The following is an 18,164-nucleotide window of genomic DNA, read 5'->3' as shown; positions in this document are numbered from 1 at the left end:
TCCGTCTGGCCCGGTGGGCCGCCGCACCATGACTACCGAAATCGTTACGAGCACGCCGACACCCCTTCCTTCTTTCGACGAAGCGGTGGCGTTCGTGCGCGAGCATGCGGGCGAGGTGCGCTTCTCCTCGGGCGAGTTGCTGGCGGATCACGCGGCGGGTACGGCGTCGATCATGCTCACGCTCAACGTCGACCCGCCGGCGGTGCTGGCCGCGGCCTTGTTTGCGTTGACGCCGCACCTGCAAGACCCGGAGCGCATGATCGCCGAGAAGTTCGGCGACGAGGTCGCGCAACTGGTCGGCAACGTGCGCAAGTTGCTGCGCCTCGGCTCGGTCAGCTTGCGCGCCTCGCAGAATACGATGCCCGAAGCCGGGCGCGATGCGCAGGCCGCGCGCCGTGCGCAGGTCGAGGCGCTGCGCAAGATGCTGCTCGCGTTCGCGCAAGACATTCGCGTGGTGCTGATCCGGCTCGCTTCACGCTTGCAATCGCTGCGTTATTACGCGGCGGCGAAACTCTCGCCGTCGCCGGACGTGGCCCGCGAGACGCTCGATATCTATGCGCCGCTCGCCAACCGTCTCGGCATCTGGCAACTGAAGTGGGAGCTCGAGGATCTCGCGTTCCGCTTCGAAGAGCCCGAGACCTATAAGCGCATCGCGCGGCTGCTCGACGAAAAGCGCGTGGAGCGCGAGAGCTATGTGGCGCAGGCCATCGAACGGCTGCAGCAGGAACTGGCCGCGGCGCACATTCGCGCCGAGGTCAGCGGCCGGCCGAAGCATATTTACAGCATCTGGCGCAAGATGCGCGGCAAGGAACTGGATTTCGCCGAACTGTACGACGTGCGAGCGTTTCGCGTGATCGTGCCGGACATCAAGGATTGCTACACCGTGCTCGGCATCGTGCACAACCTGTGGCAACCGGTGCCGAAAGAGTTCGACGACTACATTTCGCGGCCGAAGCCTAACGGCTACAAGTCGCTGCATACGGTCGTGATCGGCGACGACGGCCGCGCGTTCGAAGTGCAGATCCGCACGCACGAAATGCATCAGTTCGCCGAGTACGGCGTGGCCGCGCACTGGCGCTATAAGGAAGCGGGTACGCGCGGTTACGGCGGTCAGTTCGCCGCCAACGAGAAGTACGACGAGAAGATCGCGTGGCTGCGTCAACTGCTCGCCTGGAAAGACGATGTCGCCGAGGGCGAGCACGGCGAGAAGCGCGCCGCGCAGCCGTGGGAGCAACTGCGCCAGGCCACGCTCGACGACGACCACATCTACGTGCTCACGCCGCAAGCGCGCGTGATCCCGTTGCCGCACGGCGCCACACCCATCGATTTCGCGTATCACCTGCATAGCGAACTGGGGCATCGCTGCCGCGGCGCGCGCGTGGACGGCGCGATGGTGCCGCTCAACACGCCGTTGCAGAACGGTCAGACGGTGGAGATCGTCGCGGTGAAGGAGGGCGGTCCGTCGCGTGACTGGCTCAACCCGCAGCTTGGCTATCTGCACAGTCCGCGCGCGCGGCAGAAGGTGCGCGCGTGGTTCAACGCGGTCGAGGTCCAGGAGCACATCGCGAGCGGTCGCGCCATGGTCGAAAAGACCTTGCAGCGCGAGGGCAAGACGTCGGTCAATCTCGATCAGCTTGCCGCCAAGCTCGGCTTCAAGACGACGGACGATCTGTTCTCGGTGGTCGGCAAGGAGGAGTTCAGTTTGCGGCTCGTCGAGCAGGCGCTCCACGACGCGCCGCCGCCCGAGCCCGTTGTCGAGGCGCCCGAGCAGTTCGAAAAGCGCAGCAGCGGTGCGAGCGTTGCGCGCGGCGCGTCCACGGGCGTGCTGGTGGTCGGCGTGGATGCGTTGCTCACGCAGCTTGCGCGCTGCTGCCGGCCCGCGCCGCCCGACGATATCAGCGGTTTCGTGACGCGCGGCAAGGGCATGTCGATACATCGCAGCGATTGTCCGACCTTCCTGCGCATGGCCGAGCGCGCGCCGGAGCGTGTGTTGCAAACGGCGTGGTCGGCGGACGTGATGAGCGGGCGCGGGCAGTCCGTCTATCCTGTCGACCTCACGATCGAGGCAACGGATCGGCAAGGCCTGTTGCGCGATATCTCCGAAGTGTTCGCGCGCGAGAAGATGAACGTGATCGGCGTGAAAACGCAGACCCGCAGGAACGCCGCGTTCATGCAATTCACCGTCGAGGTGTCGAGCGCCGCGCAGATTCAACGCGCATGCACGCTGCTCGGCGAGGTGACGGGCGTGGTGCGCGCCTCACGCAAAAATTGACGGACAGGTGCCGCGGCTCACATCGCCGGGGCAGCCGTTCGCTGGCTGTTTAGGCGGTCGTTGGAAATTTAAAGTCGGTGCATAAAAGTACTTGCCAAGCAGTGTGGTGCTCCATATAATCTCGTTTCTTCAGGCTCGTAGCTCAGCTGGTTAGAGCACCACCTTGACATGGTGGGGGTCGTTGGTTCGAGTCCAATCGAGCCTACCAACGAAAGAGAAATTCCGGCTTGCGCCGGGGTTTCGCAAACTGCAGCAAGCGCCCTGGCGCAAAAGGCAAATACGGTTATGGCACCGCGAACGTTGACCGAAACCACTTCGGAGCGACGCTAGTCGAGGACCACTTTCGCCACTGTAGTTTGCAGGAAATGTGAATGCGGCCCCTCGAAAGCGGGGCCGCATTTTTTTTGGCTTTTTGACCTGATTGCATGTGCCGCCGCCGGTCGGCAACGGAGAACAAAATGGTTTCGATACGTCTGCCTGACGGTTCTGTTCGACAGTACGAGCATCCGGTCACCGTCGCCGAAGTGGCGGCCTCGATCGGCCCCGGCCTCGCGAAAGCCGCGCTCGGCGGCAAGATCGACGGCGAGCTCGTCGATACGTCCACGCTGATCGATCACGATGTGGCGCTTGCCATCGTCACGGAAAAAGACGCAGACGGTCTCGACATCATTCGTCACTCCACGGCGCATTTGCTCGCGTACGCGGTGAAGGATCTGTATCCGGAAGCGCAAGTCACGATCGGCCCGGTAATCGACAACGGCTTCTATTACGACTTCGCGTACAGCCGTCCCTTCACGCCGGAAGACCTCGAAAAGATCGAAAAGCGCATGCAGGAACTGGCGAAGAAAGACGAGCCGGTCTCGCGCCGCGTGGTGTCGCGCGGCGAAGCCGTGGACTACTTCAAGAGCATCGGCGAAAAGTACAAGGCCGAGATCATCGAATCGATTCCCGCCAGCGACGAAATCAAGCTGTACTCGCATGGCGGCTTCACTGATTTGTGTCGCGGCCCGCACGTGCCCTCCACGGGCAAGCTGAAAGTCTTCAAGCTGATGAAGGTGGCCGGCGCGTACTGGCGCGGCGATTCAAAGAACGAGCAATTGCAGCGCATCTACGGTACGGCCTGGACGAAGAAGGAAGACCAGGACGCGTATCTGCACATGCTCGAGGAAGCGGAGAAGCGCGACCACCGCAAGCTCGGCAAGCAACTCGATCTGTTTCACATGCAGGACGAGTCGCCGGGCATGGTGTTCTGGCATCCGCGTGGCTGGACGCTATGGCAGCAGGTCGAGCAGTACATGCGCCGCCGCGTGAACGATGCCGGCTACCTCGAAATCAAGACGCCGATGATCATGGACCGCTCGCTGTGGGAAGCGTCGGGCCACTGGCAGAACTACCGTGAAAACATGTTCACGACGGAATCGGAAAAGCGCGACTATGCGATCAAGCCGATGAACTGTCCGGGTCACGTGCAGGTGTTCAATCATGGCTTGCGCTCGTATCGCGACCTGCCGTTGCGTTACGCGGAATTCGGCTCGTGCCACCGCAATGAGTCGTCGGGCGCGCTGCACGGCCTGATGCGCGTGCGCGGTTTTGTGCAGGACGACGCTCATATTTTCTGTACCGAAGACCAGTTCATCAGCGAGTCGATCGCGTTCAACACGCTGGCGATGAGCGTCTACAAGGACTTCGGTTTCGACAATGTCGAGATCAAGCTGTCTCTGCGTCCGGATGCGCGCGCCGGCACGGACGAGACGTGGGACCGCGCGGAGCAGGGTCTGCGCGAGGCGTTGACGGCATGCGGCGTGACGTGGGAAGAATTGGCCGGCGAGGGCGCGTTCTACGGCCCGAAGGTCGAATATCACATCAAGGACGCGCTCGGCCGCTCGTGGCAATGCGGCACGCTGCAACTGGATATGGTGTTGCCGGAACGTCTGGGCGCGGAATACGTCGCCGAGGACAATAGCCGCCGCCGGCCGATCATGCTGCACCGGGCAATCGTCGGATCAATGGAGCGTTTTCTCGGCATTCTGATCGAGCACCATGCCGGTGCAATGCCTGTCTGGCTCGCGCCGATGCAGGTCGTCGTGATGAACATTGCGGAAAGTCAGGCCGAATACGCACAGTCGCTAGCCCAATCGTTGCAAAAACAAGGGGTTAGAGTAGAGGCCGATTTGCGCAACGAGAAGATTAGCTATAAAATACGCGAGCACACGCTGGAAAAGGTGCCGTACCTGCTTGTGGTCGGCGACAAAGAGCGTGAAGCCCAAACGGTAGCCGTGCGTGCCCGTGGTGGTGTCGATCTTGGCGTCATGCCTCTCGATACCTTCATTGAGCGTCTGCGTCAGGACGTGCAGTCGTTCAACTGAGCCACTTGGCAGCCCGGCTCGTTTTTTTAATTTTTAGAGGAAACGTAACATCGCTACTGATAAGTCTGCGCACCGCATCAACGGTGAAATTACGGCACCCGAGGTGCGTCTGGTCGGAGTCGAGAACGAACCGCTCGGCATCGTGAAACTCGCTGATGCGTTCCGCATGTCGGAACAGCAAGACGTGGATCTGGTCGAAATCGCGCCGCAAGCGGTTCCGCCGGTTTGCCGCTTGATGGACTACGGCAAGTTCAAGTACCAGGAAGCGAAGAAGCAACACGAGGCCAAGCTCAAGCAGAAGGTCATCCAGGTCAAGGAAGTCAAGTTCCGCCCGGGTACCGACGACGGTGACTACAACGTCAAACTGCGCAACCTCATCCGCTTCCTCGAAGACGGCGACAAGACGAAAATCACGTTGCGTTTCCGTGGCCGCGAAATGGCTCACCAGGAAATCGGTATGCGCATGCTCGAGCGCTTGCGCACGGACCTCGACGAAGTGGGTCAGGTCGAGCAAATGCCGAAAATGGAAGGGCGCCAGATGATCATGGTGCTCGCTCCAAAGAAAAAGAAGTAAGCGGCTGGAGTGGCGGCGCGCCATGTGGTGTGCGCTCCGGTTGTCAACGGTTGAATTGAAGGCTGTGCCGGGTGTCCGGCGCGGCATCAGCAGTTTCGGAACGGCGCCTATGCAATGCGCGCCGCTTCCTGAAAAGCGGCTGCCGGCAGTATCGGTGGTCTGCATACCAAGTGGAATGGGTTTCGAAGGGCGGGTTATGGCCATCTGGCCGACCGCACACCCATATCCATCTAATAATGGAGTTGTCATGCCGAAGATGAAGACCAAGAAGAGTGCTGCAAAGCGCTTCGTGGTGCGTCCGGGCGGTACCGTCAAGCGCGGTCAAGCCTTCAAGCGCCACATTCTTACCAAGAAGACCACCAAGAACAAACGCCATCTGCGCGGTTCGACGGCAGTTCATGATTCCGATCTGAACTCCGTGCGCGCAATGCTGCCGTTCGCTTAACCCTTAACCGAAACTCATAGGAGCGAAACATGCCTCGAGTAAAACGTGGGGTTACCGCACGGGCCCGTCACAAGAAGATCATCAAGCTGGCCAAGGGTTACCGCGGCCGTCGCAATAACGTCTATCGCATCGCCAAGCAGGCGGTCATGCGCGCAGGCCAGTACGCCTACCGCGATCGCCGCAACAAGAAGCGTGTGTTCCGTGCATTGTGGATCACGCGTATCAATGCGGCGGTGCGTCAGCACGACATGACGTACAGCGTGTTCATCAACGGCCTGAAGAAGGCTTCGATCGAACTCGACCGCAAGGTGCTGGCCGACATGGCTGTGTTCGACAAGGCTGCTTTTGCTGCGATCGTTCAGCAGGTGAAAGCCGCCGTTGCAGCCTGATTGCGCTTTGGGCAATTAACACTGCGTGGTTCGTTGCAGCGAACATCCGGTAGTCTCGGTGACGCTGCAGCAAAAACGGGGCTCCTCACCGAGCCCCGTTTTTGTTGGTAGAACCAGTTTTGCATCGATTGAACACTGACGTTGAAATGATGGGATCAATGGATCTGGACCAGATTGTCGCCGACGCGCAACAAGCCTTCGCAGAAGCCTCCGACGTCACCACCCTCGAGAACGAGAAAGCCCGCTTTCTCGGTAAATCGGGTGCGCTGACCGAGTTGTTGAAGGGCCTTGGCAAGCTCGATCCTGAAACGCGCAAGGCTGAAGGCGCACGGATCAACCTCGTCAAGCAACAAGTGGAAGCCGCGTTGACGGCGCGCCGTCAGGCACTGGCCGACGCGTTGCTGAATCAGCGTCTCGCCGCTGAAGCCATTGACGTCACGCTGCCCGGTCGCGGCACCGGAGCCGGCAGCCTGCACCCGGTGATGCGCACATGGGAGCGCGTCGAACAGATTTTCCGTACGATCGGATTCGACGTGGCCGACGGCCCCGAAATCGAAACCGACTGGTACAACTTCACCTCGCTGAACAGCCCGGAAAACCATCCGGCGCGTTCCATGCAGGACACTTTCTACGTCGACGGCAAGGATGCCGACGGCCGCCAACTGCTGCTGCGCACGCATACGAGCCCGATGCAGGTGCGCTACGCGCGCACCAACACGCCACCGATCAAGGTGATCGTGCCGGGCCGTACATATCGCGTGGATAGCGATGCAACGCATTCGCCGATGTTCAACCAGGTCGAAGGTCTGTGGATCGACGAGAACATCAGTTTCGCGGACCTGAAGGGCGTCTATACCGACTTCCTGAAAAAATTCTTCGAGCGCGACGATATTCTCGTGCGCTTCCGTCCGTCGTATTTTCCGTTCACGGAACCGTCGGCCGAAATCGATATGCTGTTCGAAACGGGCAAGAATGCCGGCAAGTGGCTCGAGATTTCGGGCTCAGGCCAGGTTCATCCCACGGTGATCCGCAACATGGGTCTGGACCCCGAGCGCTACATCGGCTTTGCTTTCGGCAGCGGGCTCGAACGGCTCACGATGTTGCGTTACGGCGTGCAGGATCTGCGTCTGTTCTTCGAGAACGATCTGCGTTTCCTGCGCCAATTTGCGTGAACCGGCGCGTACGAACGCGACAAGCATAGAGCGCGGCACCGCACACAGTGCATGCCGCCAGCGTCCCCGGCAGTGTGGATGAATCACTCGATCAAACGCACCGCCGGACGTGGACCTAACCTGATCAGAACGTACACAGAACCATGCAATTCCCGGAATCCTGGCTGAGAACTTTTGTCGATCCGCAACTCACGACCGATGAACTGTCGCACGCGTTGACGATGGCGGGTCTCGAAGTCGAAGACCTGCGGCCGGCCGCGCCGCCGACCTCGAAGATCGTCGTGGGCCAGGTGCTGGAAGTCGTCAAGCACCCGGACGCGGATAAGCTCAACGTGTGTCAGGTCAATGCCGGCACCGGCGAAACGCTGAACATCGTATGCGGCGCGCCGAATGTCGCGCCGGGCATCAAGGTGCCGGTCGCGCTGGTGGGCGCGCAATTGCCGCCAGCCGAAGCGGGCGGCGCGCCGTTCGCGATCAAGCTCTCGAAACTGCGCGGCGTGGAAAGCCAGGGCATGCTGTGCTCCGCACGCGAACTGAAGCTCTCGGAAGACCATAGCGGCCTGATGATCCTGCCGGAAGATACGCCGATCGGCCAGGACATCCGCGAGACGCTCAATCTCGACGACACGGTCTTCGAAATCAAGCTGACGCCGAACAAGGCCGACTGTCTGTCGGTGTTCGGCGTGGCGCGCGAGACCTCGGCGATTACCGGTGCGCCGTTGCGCCCGCTCGAGATCAAGCCGGCGCCTGTCCAGCTCAACGAAACGCTGCCTGTGAAAATTTCGGCGCCTGATCTGTGCGGCCGCTTCTCGGGCCGCGTGATCCGTGGCGTGAACGCACGCGCGAAGTCGCCGCACTGGATGGTCGAGCGCCTCGAACGTTCAGGCCAGCGCAGCATCTCCGCGCTCGTCGACATCTCGAACTATGTGATGCTCGAACTCGGCCGTCCGTCGCACGTGTTCGACCTCGACAAAATCCACGGCGGCATGGACGTGCGTTGGGGCCGCAAGGGCGAAACGCTCAAGCTCTTGAACGGCAACACGGTCGAACTCGACGAAAGCGTCGGCGTGATTGCCGACGAACAGCATATCGAGAGTCTCGCCGGCATCATGGGCGGCGACAGCACCGCCGTCACGCTCGACACGACCAACATCTATCTGGAAGCCGCGTTCTGGTGGCCGGACAGCATTCGCGGCCGCTCGCGCAAGTACAATTTTTCCACCGACGCGGGCCACCGCTTCGAGCGCGGCGTCGATTACGCGACCACGGTCGAGCACATCGAGCGCATCACGCAACTGATCCTCGATATCTGCGGCGGGCAAGCCGGCCCGGTCGACGATCAGATCGTCAATGTGCCCCAGCGCGAGCCTGTGAAGATGCGCGTCTCGCGCGCGAATCGCATCATCGGCATCAAGATCGACGCGGACGAAATCGCGCGGATTTTCACGCGCCTCGGCCTCACGTTCGAACGCGTGGGCGATACGTTCTCGGTGATGCCGCCGTCGTACCGCTTCGACATTGAAATCGAAGAAGATCTGATCGAGGAAGTCGCGCGTATCTACGGCTTCGAAAAGATCCCGGCGCGTCCGCCGGTCGCCACCAGCGAAATGCGCGCGACCCATGAAACGCAGCGCTCGATCCACGTGCTCCGTCACGCGCTCGCCGCGCGCGATTACGCGGAAACGGTCAACTTCAGTTTCGTGGACGCCGAGTGGGAGCAGGACTTCGCCGGCAACGACAAACCGGTTCGTCTGCTGAATCCGATTGCAAGCCAGTTGTCGGTCATGCGCACCACGCTGTTCGGCAGCCTGATCCACGTGTTGCGGACCAACTTGAACCGCCGCGCGGCCGACCGCGTGCGCGTATTCGAAGCCGGCCGCGTGTTCCTGCATGATCCGTCGATCAAAGCGGGCGAATTGACGGTCGAAGGGTTCGCGCAGCCGAAAATGATCGGCGCGCTCGCATACGGCGCCGCGCTCGAGGAGCAGTGGGGCGCGTCCACGCGCACGGTCGATTACTTCGATGCGAAGGCAGATCTCGAAGCGGTGCTCGCGCCAGCAGTGGCGCGCTTCGTGAAAGCGGAGCATCCGGCATTGCATCCGGGCCGCTGCGCGCGTATCGAACTGAATGGCCGCGCAGTCGGCTGGATTGGTGAATTGCATCCGCGCTGGATGCAGAAATATGAATTGCCGCATGCGCCGATTCTGTTTGAAATCGAAGCGGACGCATTAATGCAGCGGGTATTGCCCACGCCGGTGGAAGTGTCTAAATTCCCGCCGGTGCGTCGCGATATCGCGGTGGTCGTCGACCAGAAAATCGAAGTTCAGGCGCTGCTGGACGAGCTTGGGAACGCGCAATCGGAAGAGGCCTGCAAGACCGTTCAGAGGGTTGCAATTTTCGACGAATTCCGTCCAAAATCAAACACTTCCGGTGGTCTGGCCGTGCACGAGAAAAGCCTTGCGTTCCGTGTGACCTTGCAAGATACTGGCGGAACCCTTCAGGATGAAACGGTCGATCTGGCCATTCAAACTCTGGTGGAACGTCTGGCTCGAGCATTTGGCGCAAGGTTGCGTGGATAACCCGCATTTAATATTTGCACGGCATTTTTCCGCAACTTCTGTTTCTGCTTGGCGCGCCATTTGATAGATATGAATGAAATGAACTCGAGTGATTTCGAAGCCCTTCTTACGGCGCAACGCAGCGCCATGATTCGCGATATTCCGACATCACCCGCGGCCGTTTCCACCGAAACGCCCACGCTCACCAAGGCGGAACTTGCCGAGTTGCTGTTCGACAATGTCGGGCTCAACAAGCGGGAAGCGAAAGACATGGTCGAGGCGTTCTTCGAAGTGATTCGCGACGCGCTGGAGAGTGGCGACAGCGTGAAGCTGTCCGGGTTCGGCAACTTTCAGTTGCGCGACAAACCCCAGCGTCCCGGCAGAAACCCGAAGACCGGCGAGGCGATTCCAATCGCCGCGCGCCGCGTTGTGACGTTTCATGCAAGTCAAAAGCTGAAGGCACTGGTCGAGAACGGCGCTGAAGCGAGCTTCACGCGCTGATCGACTGGCGCGTTCCTGCGCAACCCACCACGACGGCTAACTGACGATGACAGCGACGATCGAAAAAGTCGTCTTGCCTCCGATTCCGGCGAAGCGCTACTTCACCATCGGTGAGGTTAGCGAACTGTGCGGCGTGAAACCGCATGTGCTGCGCTATTGGGAGCAGGAGTTCACGCAGTTGAGGCCGGTCAAGCGGCGCGGCAATCGCCGGTACTATCAGCATCATGAGGTGCTGTTGATCCGGCGGATTCGTGAGTTGTTGTACGAGCAGGGCTTCACGATCAACGGTGCGCGCAACCGGCTCGACTCACATGGTGGTGGGGCACACGCTGCGTCGGCGGAGATGGTCGGAGAAGGCGAGGGCGTCGCGATGCCGGCAGCGGCAACAGCCACCCCCACGGTTGATGTCGAGCAGTTGCGCAAGGAATTGCTGCAGGTGATCGACCTGTTGGGTCGCTAGGTCGCTTTGTTGGTGTGCGGCGGTTCTAATCGAATAAAGTGTCTGTTATAATTTCTTGCTGTTCGGGGCGTAGCGCAGCCTGGTAGCGTACCTGCATGGGGTGCAGGTGGTCGGAGGTTCAAATCCTCTCGCCCCGACCAAGAGACATAGCCCGGTAAGTCAAGCCAGTATTGGGAAAGCCAATGCTGACAAGGCTCACCGGGCTTTCTCGTTTACGGCTGTGTCTATGGAGTGTGTCAATCCGCTGTGCGAAACTACGGAGATGACAGACATGCCCGTTACCCTTCCGGCTGGAGTTAGCCTTCGCGGCTCCGTGTACCACTTGCGCATCGGAGTACCGACGGAGGTCCAGAATCTCTGGCCTCGGCAACGGAACGGCAAGCTCGCCGTCGATGCCTACCGCGCAAGCCTCAGGACCTCGGACCGCAGCGAAGCCGCCGCTAAGGCACACGCGATAATCGCTGAATATCAGCGTCGGTTCGCGAAGCTCATAGCAGATAAGCAGCCCATGCCATACACCCCAATAACTGATGAGTTGGTGGTGTACATCGTGCGAAAGACCGAGCAGGCCATTCTTGCGATGGACGACGTTTTGCGCCATAACCCGGATCAATTCGCGCAGTTGTTCGGTACGCGGAGATGGAAGGGTTATTTCACTGGTCGAACCGTCAACCCGACTTGGAAAAACACCGGAGCGTCGCTTACGCGCGAGCAGTTCGAGGACGTCGAGCGGATTCACAACGAAATCACGCTTGAGTTACAGACCGATCTAAGCTTAGGCAACCTCGATGCTGCACAGCGCCAAGCAGAATTCGCATGTGGGGCGCTCGCTCAATCGCTTCGTGTGGACTGGACCACGGATGAAGGCCGCAATGCTTTGCAGAAGGTTCTCCGGGCGATGGTGCGGGCATGGAAGGGTGTTCGTGAGCGCAACAAGGGTGAGCCCATCGAGACCCCCAGTGAGCCCGAAAACCCTGCAAGAGTCACAGCTATGCCTGTGGAACCAGCCGCTCCTTCCTTGACTCTGCGCGAAGTGGTTCCGCTATGGGCGCGACATCGTTCTGCGAATGCCGAGGCAATCAAACGGACAAATCGCGCCCTCGATCTATTCGAGCAGGCCGTAGGCAAGCTGCCACTGGAAGAATTGACTCGCGCGACGGGTGCGCAGTTCGTCCGTTTCCTGCTCGACGCCGACGCTCGCGGGTTCGGCAATACGACAGCAAAGCATCAAGGCACGTGTATCACTGCGCTGCTGAATGTCGCAGTCGATGAGGGATTGATTGAAAAGATCCCGTTCACCATTAGGATCGACCGGAACGTCGGGGCTAGGAGGCGCGAGCCATGGACAGACGAGCAACTGAGGTTAATGTACTCGCACGCGTTATTCACCGGGCGCATGAGCGACACGCCCAGATGGCAAGACGTCGATCCGACTGATGGCCGCGCGTTGCTGCTATTACTCCAACACACGGGCGCACGTATCGGCGAGATCGCACAGCTTCGACGTGAGGACTTCCAGACGCGCAGCAGCGTCACCTCGATTCGAATCACCGCCGAGGCCGGCACGGTGAAAACTCAGGAATCAGAGCGCGTCGTTCCGCTGGCGGCGCATCTCCTGGCTGATCCATGGTTCGCCAACTGGCTCGAAGGCGTCATGGTCGGCACTGGCAATGCTATGCCGACCCTGTGCGGTCGTGCTCGGGGGCCTGGCGACACGGCTGGGCAATGGTTTCGACAGTTTCGTGCAGCAGTTGGTTTGCCTCCAGGCGAACTCGAAGGGGCGCACAAGTTTCGACATTGGATTCGCACGTCACTCGCGGAAGTTGATGTCAGCACTGAGACCGCCGATTCAATCACCGGGCACTCTGCGACCGGCTCCAGCGGGCGCAAAGACTACACCGCTCGAGCGAGTCTCAAGATTATGAAGGATGCACTGGACCGTCTGACGTACCCTGCAACATTCAGCGACGCTTGACTAACACTAGATTTCCACCATGTCTAATCGACCGGGACTGCAATGGGCACCACTCCGCTAATCGACAAAGAACCTTTCGCAGACGATAAGCTGCATCGAAAACCGGCTGCAATTTTTTTGACTAATTTTTGGTCGGGCGTCATAGAGTTTCTAGCTCGGTCAAAGAGAATGCATCGTTCGTATTGAACCTGAATGCTGAATGGGGACTGGGAAAGACCTACTTCCTCAAGGAATGGGCAAAAATGCTCCGAGCGGAGGGCCACCCGGTGGTCTACTTTGACGCTTGGGCGAATGACTACGCACCAAACCCTTTCGTTGGGTTCATGGTTCAAATCCAAAAGGAACTGACCAGCAAGTTGGACGGCGGCGCACGTGTAAAAGCGAGGGTTCGCACGATGGTCGCGCGAGGGAAGGCAGTGGTGAAGGCTGCGGCGCCTGCCATTGCGATATCGCTAGTAAAACATTATACGGGCGTCGAAACTGACAAAATTACTCAGACGGTTAAAGACGCGTCCGGTGATGTTTTAGATGAATTGAAGCGGGATTTATTCAAAGAAACCGAGGACCTCCACGCGACGATAGAAGCGTTTAAGAAGTCCCTTCGTGATGTCACCCAAGCCGTCTTCGAAAGTAAATCACACAAACTGCCTATTTTTTTGCTAATAGACGAATTAGATAGATGCCGCCCGATTTACGCTATCGAATTGTTGGAGAACATTAAGCACATTTTTCGGGTTGAAAACGTCTATACAATAGTCGCAACAGACTCGAAGCAACTGGCACACTCTATTAAGGCAATTTACGGCGAAGGCTTCGAATCCGACAAATATCTGCGTCGTTTTTTCGACCACGAATCGAGGCTGCAAACACCGAACTTCGAGGATATCGCTCAGTACATGTTGGATAGTCGCGATCTTGCACGTGACGATGCTTTCGTAAATCCATTGATGCTGTTGCTAAAAGAGAATGCACATTCTAAAGTGTTGTCCCAGATGGCAAGGGCTCTGAAATTGAGTGTTAGGGACTTTGAGCGCGTCATCGATATAATTGATTCAATAAGGCTTACTTATCCAGAGAGGCTCGAAGTAATACTCATTGGGTTCTTCACGATGATCTATGTTGCCCATGCAGAGGCTTACGCAGCATTTAAAGAAGCGCCATCGAGCACTGCGCTGCGTAATGCACTGAAGGGGCGAGCCGATTTCTCAATAAATTTTCCCTACCAGCAGGCGTTAGACATATCTTCGTTCCCGTCATTTCGTGAGAATCAAATTCCATGGTTTGATTTCGTTGGCAACTACATAGACATCGTTCGGAATGACGATCCCCAGCGCATGGCTGCTAGTGACCAAAACTCCACGCTCCGAGATTTAGAGCGAGCACTACGGCAAAACCCTCCGCATCTCAAAAGCAGACGAGAGTATGTGGATCTAGTGGCGGTGGCGGGATCGTTCAGCGCCTAAGCGTTTTTAGCCGGGACTTGGCGCATCTTTGCTCTGCGATAGGCGATATTCGGCCGAGCCCCGCCTGTCGCTTTTTCTTCACTCCATACCGTCGATCATCTTGACGCGGCTTAGCCAAGCGGGACGCTGGAAGCGGGCCTGTGACCAACGGATATCTTGAGTAGCGCACGGGGCCTTTCACGATCGTTCTGTGCGCCTAGTTGATACTCCGCGATTCGTCACAGTGAGCGATACTGACCATGAGTGGGGCATTTACAAACCTCGCTGAATACGACCCGCACCCGTCTATAACGCGGGGCCGCGATGCGTGGGCGACCATCAAGGCATCCCGAAGCGTCGAGCGCCGCTCATGGCACGACGTAGGTACCGCGCTGCGTCTCGGGCGTCGTAGTTGTATCGGCGAAAACGAGTTCGGAAACTGGTGCGATGCCAATGGTTTCTCAGAGATTGGGGCGACCGCTCGCGACGCCGCCGAGCAATATGCGCGGACGAAATTTTCTCCAGGTGGCTACGGGCGACTTCCGCTAGGACTTCGCGAGTGGTACTGGAATCGCGACAAAAAACCCACACAGCGCCCGCGACGCGCAAAGCAAATTATCCCAAGTATGGTCGTTGTAGTCCCGGAGACACCGAGCGCCGCCGTGAGCACTCCGGATAACCGCCAGATTGCAGACCTGATGCGGGAAGCCGCTGCGAGCCTTCAGCGCGGCGCAGAACTCATGCTCGAAGTGGCGCGGCGAATCCAGCAGGAAGAGGCGGCACCCAAAAATGCACGGGCACTTATCGACCCGCTGATCAAAGCGTTGGAGGGTATGCGCGACTAACTCCGCACAGGGTAGAACCCTACTCCAACATAACGGCCCCTCCGGGGGCTGTTTTCCGTTTACGACCGCGACAATCATGACGACAACCGAAGAACTCGCCCCTACTGAGTTAGCGGGCTTCCCCGCGCCTGGTATGCAACTCACCAGTCTTGCCCTGGACATCCTATGCACCCGCCTGGAAGCCTATGGGAACCGGCTGGGCTCGGACCATCGCAAAGCCCTCAATATGATGCTGGACGGCTTCACCCGCCTCGCGGAGGGCTCCCGGGACCGCCGAGCATTCGGAGCTCCCACCGGTAGCGGCAAGTCGCAAGCGATAGTCGCCTGGTGCGCCGCCGCGCATCGCCTTGGGCGTCTCGGGAGGCTCTCCGTCGCCATTGCCTGCGAGCAGGTTGAATCGCTCTGTGATCTGGTTCGCGAAATGGTGAGGGCCGGTATTCCACGCGAGAGCATTGGTCTGTTCCATAACTACGCTTTGGACCCGGCAAGTGAAACCTGGGACTGCCACGCTCCCTCGCCCGGTTATTGTCCGCCCGATGGTAAAGCCAGCATGGCTCCAGATGCTGACCCGCATACCCAGCCCATCTTGTTGTGCACGCACATGCGAGTAAAGAACGGAAACGCTCTAGACTGGTATCACTACCAAGGCGCTCCACGGTCGCTGCTCATTAACGACGAGGCCATGTTTCGGTCGGAAGGGAAGGCCATGACGTGGCTCGACCTCGCGGATGCCATCGACGCCGCCAAGCGACGCTTGGACGCTGGTGCCGCGCGTGACTTCCTAAACGGCGTTGAGCGCACCGTGGAGTCGGAATTGGGTCGCCAAGCCAAGGCCGCCGACGCGGGCAAGGCATGCGAGCCGAAGCCGTTCCGTATTGAGCTATTGGACGAGGAGCGCGAGCAGTATCTCCGTGAGGTTACCGAGGCCCTCCGCAGGACATCCGGGTCCAAGTCCGTAAAGGACTTACGGGCGCACACCCAAACCCTGCGTGACTTCATCGAAATGTGCGGTACCGACACCATTGTGACGGGCATAGGCCACGCTGATGCGCTCCTGACTTTCCGCCCGTGCCTCGATGACGGTATCCAGGGCGTGGCGGTCCTGGACGCTTCGTTCCGGGTGCGCATGCTGTATCAGTACGATCGGACGCTCAGGGACGCCTTGGCTGGCTATGACGCCCGCATCAAGACCTTTGAGAACGTCACTATTCGTCACACGCATCTCGCCGCAGGCCGCGAATCCGTGACCGCCGACCTAGACACGAAGGGTCCGGGGCGCTTCATCGAATACGTGGTGAACGCCGTGAAGTCCGCGCCACCCGATGAGCACGTGCTGGTGTTCACATTCAAGACGCGGGAAGGCCGGAATGCCATGGATTATGAGGGCATTCTACGAGACGGCTTGCGCCGCGCTGGCATTGATCCCGATGAGCGAATTCCGCTGAAGGCAGAAGTGGACCGAGCAAACGCGGGGAGTCTCAGGCCGCGCATCAACTTCCTCACTTGGGGACAGGAGACGTCACGCTCTGACCTGAAGTTTTGCACGACCGTGGTGTTGGCAGGGCTGCAATTTCTGCCTCGGGAAGCGGTCCACGCGCAGATGCGCGGCCAAGCCCGGGACATCTCGCTCGCGACGACCACCGCCGAGGTTTCCGCCGTCCACCTGTCGGAGACCATATCAGCGATCTACCAGGCGAGCGCCCGAGGGTCCAGTCGCACGATGGACAACGGCAAGGCGTGCCGCATGGTCATGCACCTGCCCAACGCGACCTCGACCCGGAAGGTCCGCACTTGGTTGCGCGAAGTGATGCCAGGAGTCCAGTGGGTCTCCGCGCCCGATCCCGTGATTGATGTGGCGGAAGCACTGGAGCAGTATCTGACGAACCAGCCGAGCAACGTCAACAAGGTCTCGCTCAAGAAGCTGAACGACGACGCGTTGACGAGCGCGGTGCAACGCTGGGGAGACCGGTTGACCCGGCGCGTCATAGAGACGGGACGTGACGCCATGGAGCGCGAGTGCGGCACTTGGCGCAGAGAGGGGCGCTCGATGGTCCGCGTATAGCGTTGACCTTTCTCTATAGGACTATGTTCGTTATCTTTTGATGGCCCGCAAAGCCTTGCCCAGTAAGAGTTTCATGGATAACGCACACGACCCTATAGAGCAGGAGAGACACTATGTGTGACTAAGAGAACCTCACGGAGACGACCTGACGCTTCATGAGAAGCGGAAGACGTCCCGTGCTGTCTCGACCACATACCCCTTGGATCGACCCAATGTTTGCTTCTGGGTGGTGTAACCAGCGACGGCTTTGAGACTCCATAGACAACAATATCTGGGCGCGAACCCTTGCCCAGCAAGGCTCGCGAAGATAGCGCACATAGTCCTATAGAGAAAGGCAGACGCTACGTATGGTCGATACCAGAAAGTATCAGTGGGGGTGAAGGTGAACATACAGCACGGAAAGCACCGCGACCATGCCCGCGAATGTCACGGCCCCGGCGATAAATGCCCCGAAGTCTCTCAAGAAGCCCCAAGGAGACTTATTGCGTTCAAACGTCCTCATCGTTTCAGCGTGAATCTTGTCGATATCGGCTTCAAGCTGCTTTATGTTCATGGGCCACTCCTGAGAGGCGCGCGCGTTTGCTTATTGTTTGGGTTGCTGGATAGTCGGGCTCATTTTACCCACGAAAATTCGTGACAGGGTGTTCGTCGCCGCCGAGCCAGAATTCCCCCGCACCCTCTCCGACGGTCTTGAGGAAGGTCAAGGGATTCCATGCTGTCGCTGGGCGTCGAACCTCACGCCGTGCCCCGCTCATCGAACCCCGGCAAGTAGCCCAGTGGCTTCGCTTCGCCGGATTCGAGAGCCCGCCAGCGATCCACGAGCTTCGCTGTGAACTGCGGGGATAGCTGGGCGACGATCACGTAGGAGAGTCACGCTCGCCTACGAGGTATTCCTTTCCTGTGTTAGTTCTCGTCGGAATCTCCACAATTTGTGGAGATTCGATGACGGCTTGGGCTACCAGCGTGTCGATGGTCCGCTTCACGTTGTCGTGGCGCTTGCCCGTGAGGCTCGCGATCTCTTTACTACTCATCTTCATTTCGTTCATGGTGTCAGTTCCAGTCAGCGTCGGACTAAAAACTGCCCCAAAAATGCGTGACAGGGT

General features: G+C 59.2%; 15 protein-coding genes, 2 tRNA genes and 1 pseudogene. 16 read left to right on the top strand and 2 right to left on the bottom strand.

What is annotated here, in order from left to right; all coding sequences use genetic code 11:
• Positions 1–28: 28 nt before the first annotated feature.
• The 16 genes and pseudogenes from ACOCG7_RS24935 to ACOCG7_RS24860 all read left to right on the top strand — a co-directional run bounded on the left by ACOCG7_RS24935 (position 29) and on the right by ACOCG7_RS24860 (position 17,061).
• Positions 29–2,272 carry a RelA/SpoT family protein gene (locus ACOCG7_RS24935; RefSeq protein WP_083084147.1) on the top strand — a complete coding sequence of 748 codons (2,244 nt, stop codon included), beginning with the start codon at positions 29–31 and terminating at the stop codon, positions 2,270–2,272.
• A gap of 131 nt (positions 2,273–2,403) precedes the next feature.
• Positions 2,404–2,480 (top strand) — tRNA-Val (locus ACOCG7_RS24930).
• A 250-nt stretch (positions 2,481–2,730) separates the two neighbouring features.
• Positions 2,731–4,638 (top strand): threonine--tRNA ligase, encoded by a 1,908-nt coding sequence (gene thrS / locus ACOCG7_RS24925; protein WP_244744845.1) that lies wholly within the window; start codon positions 2,731–2,733, stop codon positions 4,636–4,638.
• A 49-nt stretch (positions 4,639–4,687) separates the two neighbouring features.
• Complete coding sequence (infC, locus tag ACOCG7_RS24920; RefSeq protein WP_073430551.1) at positions 4,688–5,212, top strand: translation initiation factor IF-3; 525 nt, start codon at positions 4,688–4,690, stop codon at positions 5,210–5,212.
• 247 nt (positions 5,213–5,459) lie between these two features.
• The gene (gene rpmI / locus ACOCG7_RS24915; protein WP_006052501.1) at positions 5,460–5,657 is read left to right on the top strand and encodes a 50S ribosomal protein L35; all 198 of its coding nucleotides are present in this window, start codon (positions 5,460–5,462) and stop codon (positions 5,655–5,657) included.
• A 29-nt stretch (positions 5,658–5,686) separates the two neighbouring features.
• Positions 5,687–6,046: a 50S ribosomal protein L20 gene (rplT, locus tag ACOCG7_RS24910; protein WP_006052502.1), complete on the top strand. Its 360-nt coding sequence runs from the start codon at positions 5,687–5,689 to the stop codon at positions 6,044–6,046.
• Between the two features lie 158 nt (positions 6,047–6,204).
• Complete coding sequence (pheS, locus tag ACOCG7_RS24905) at positions 6,205–7,218, top strand: phenylalanine--tRNA ligase subunit alpha (RefSeq protein WP_244744847.1); 1,014 nt, start codon at positions 6,205–6,207, stop codon at positions 7,216–7,218.
• Between the two features lie 143 nt (positions 7,219–7,361).
• Complete coding sequence (gene pheT / locus ACOCG7_RS24900; RefSeq protein ID WP_244744849.1) at positions 7,362–9,797, top strand: phenylalanine--tRNA ligase subunit beta; 2,436 nt, start codon at positions 7,362–7,364, stop codon at positions 9,795–9,797.
• 69 nt (positions 9,798–9,866) lie between these two features.
• A complete protein-coding gene (locus ACOCG7_RS24895) occupies positions 9,867–10,277 on the top strand; it encodes an integration host factor subunit alpha (RefSeq protein WP_028200202.1) in 411 nt (136 codons plus the stop codon).
• Between the two features lie 46 nt (positions 10,278–10,323).
• Positions 10,324–10,737, top strand: coding sequence for a MerR family transcriptional regulator (locus ACOCG7_RS24890; RefSeq protein WP_073430548.1), 414 nt, complete (start codon positions 10,324–10,326; stop codon positions 10,735–10,737).
• Positions 10,738–10,800: 63 nt separating this feature from the next.
• Positions 10,801–10,877, top strand: a tRNA-Pro gene (locus tag ACOCG7_RS24885).
• Between the two features lie 86 nt (positions 10,878–10,963).
• A pseudogene (locus ACOCG7_RS24880) lies at positions 10,964–11,215 on the top strand (DUF6538 domain-containing protein); the annotation flags it as partial.
• Between the two features lie 30 nt (positions 11,216–11,245).
• The gene (locus ACOCG7_RS24875; RefSeq protein ID WP_421380555.1) at positions 11,246–12,712 is read left to right on the top strand and encodes a tyrosine-type recombinase/integrase; all 1,467 of its coding nucleotides are present in this window, start codon (positions 11,246–11,248) and stop codon (positions 12,710–12,712) included.
• 128 nt (positions 12,713–12,840) lie between these two features.
• A complete protein-coding gene (locus ACOCG7_RS24870; RefSeq protein ID WP_421377774.1) occupies positions 12,841–14,175 on the top strand; it encodes a KAP family P-loop NTPase fold protein in 1,335 nt (444 codons plus the stop codon).
• 239 nt (positions 14,176–14,414) lie between these two features.
• On the top strand, positions 14,415–14,999 hold the full coding sequence (locus ACOCG7_RS24865; RefSeq protein WP_421377772.1) for a hypothetical protein: 585 nt from the start codon (positions 14,415–14,417) through the stop codon (positions 14,997–14,999).
• Between the two features lie 76 nt (positions 15,000–15,075).
• On the top strand, positions 15,076–17,061 hold the full coding sequence (locus ACOCG7_RS24860; protein ID WP_421377770.1) for a hypothetical protein: 1,986 nt from the start codon (positions 15,076–15,078) through the stop codon (positions 17,059–17,061).
• A gap of 367 nt (positions 17,062–17,428) precedes the next feature.
• Here the strand turns inward: ACOCG7_RS24860 and ACOCG7_RS24855 are convergent, their stop codons facing one another.
• Together ACOCG7_RS24855 and ACOCG7_RS24850 are read right to left on the bottom strand one after the other, a co-directional pair.
• The gene (locus ACOCG7_RS24855; protein ID WP_421377768.1) at positions 17,429–17,614 is read right to left on the bottom strand and encodes a hypothetical protein; all 186 of its coding nucleotides are present in this window, start codon (positions 17,612–17,614) and stop codon (positions 17,429–17,431) included.
• Between the two features lie 304 nt (positions 17,615–17,918).
• Positions 17,919–18,107, bottom strand: a complete 189-nt coding sequence (locus ACOCG7_RS24850) for a hypothetical protein (RefSeq protein WP_421377766.1) — start codon at positions 18,105–18,107, stop codon at positions 17,919–17,921.
• Positions 18,108–18,164 lie beyond the last annotated feature (57 nt).

Source organism: Paraburkholderia sp. DD10 (assembly GCF_049177125.1).
Lineage (GTDB): Bacteria > Pseudomonadota > Gammaproteobacteria > Burkholderiales > Burkholderiaceae > Paraburkholderia > Paraburkholderia terricola.
Note: the sequence above shows the minus strand (reverse complement) of the source record. Positions and strands in the feature narration are given on the sequence as shown.

What these genes read in the sequence shown, in the direction of transcription:
- thrS (WP_244744845.1), top strand. Translation starts at nt 2,731, where the DNA reads ATGGTTTCGATACGTCTGCCTGACGGTTCTGTTCGACAGTACGAGCAT.
- ACOCG7_RS24855 (WP_421377768.1), bottom strand. Translation starts at nt 17,614, where the DNA reads ATGAACATAAAGCAGCTTGAAGCCGATATCGACAAGATTCACGCTGAA.
- rplT (WP_006052502.1), top strand. Translation starts at nt 5,687, where the DNA reads ATGCCTCGAGTAAAACGTGGGGTTACCGCACGGGCCCGTCACAAGAAG.
- ACOCG7_RS24890 (WP_073430548.1), top strand. Translation starts at nt 10,324, where the DNA reads ATGACAGCGACGATCGAAAAAGTCGTCTTGCCTCCGATTCCGGCGAAG.
- ACOCG7_RS24895 (WP_028200202.1), top strand. Translation starts at nt 9,867, where the DNA reads ATGAATGAAATGAACTCGAGTGATTTCGAAGCCCTTCTTACGGCGCAA.
- pheT (WP_244744849.1), top strand. Translation starts at nt 7,362, where the DNA reads ATGCAATTCCCGGAATCCTGGCTGAGAACTTTTGTCGATCCGCAACTC.
- pheS (WP_244744847.1), top strand. Translation starts at nt 6,205, where the DNA reads ATGGATCTGGACCAGATTGTCGCCGACGCGCAACAAGCCTTCGCAGAA.
- ACOCG7_RS24875 (WP_421380555.1), top strand. Translation starts at nt 11,246, where the DNA reads ATGCCATACACCCCAATAACTGATGAGTTGGTGGTGTACATCGTGCGA.
- ACOCG7_RS24850 (WP_421377766.1), bottom strand. Translation starts at nt 18,107, where the DNA reads ATGAACGAAATGAAGATGAGTAGTAAAGAGATCGCGAGCCTCACGGGC.
- ACOCG7_RS24935 (WP_083084147.1), top strand. Translation starts at nt 29, where the DNA reads ATGACTACCGAAATCGTTACGAGCACGCCGACACCCCTTCCTTCTTTC.
- rpmI (WP_006052501.1), top strand. Translation starts at nt 5,460, where the DNA reads ATGCCGAAGATGAAGACCAAGAAGAGTGCTGCAAAGCGCTTCGTGGTG.
- ACOCG7_RS24865 (WP_421377772.1), top strand. Translation starts at nt 14,415, where the DNA reads ATGAGTGGGGCATTTACAAACCTCGCTGAATACGACCCGCACCCGTCT.
- ACOCG7_RS24860 (WP_421377770.1), top strand. Translation starts at nt 15,076, where the DNA reads ATGACGACAACCGAAGAACTCGCCCCTACTGAGTTAGCGGGCTTCCCC.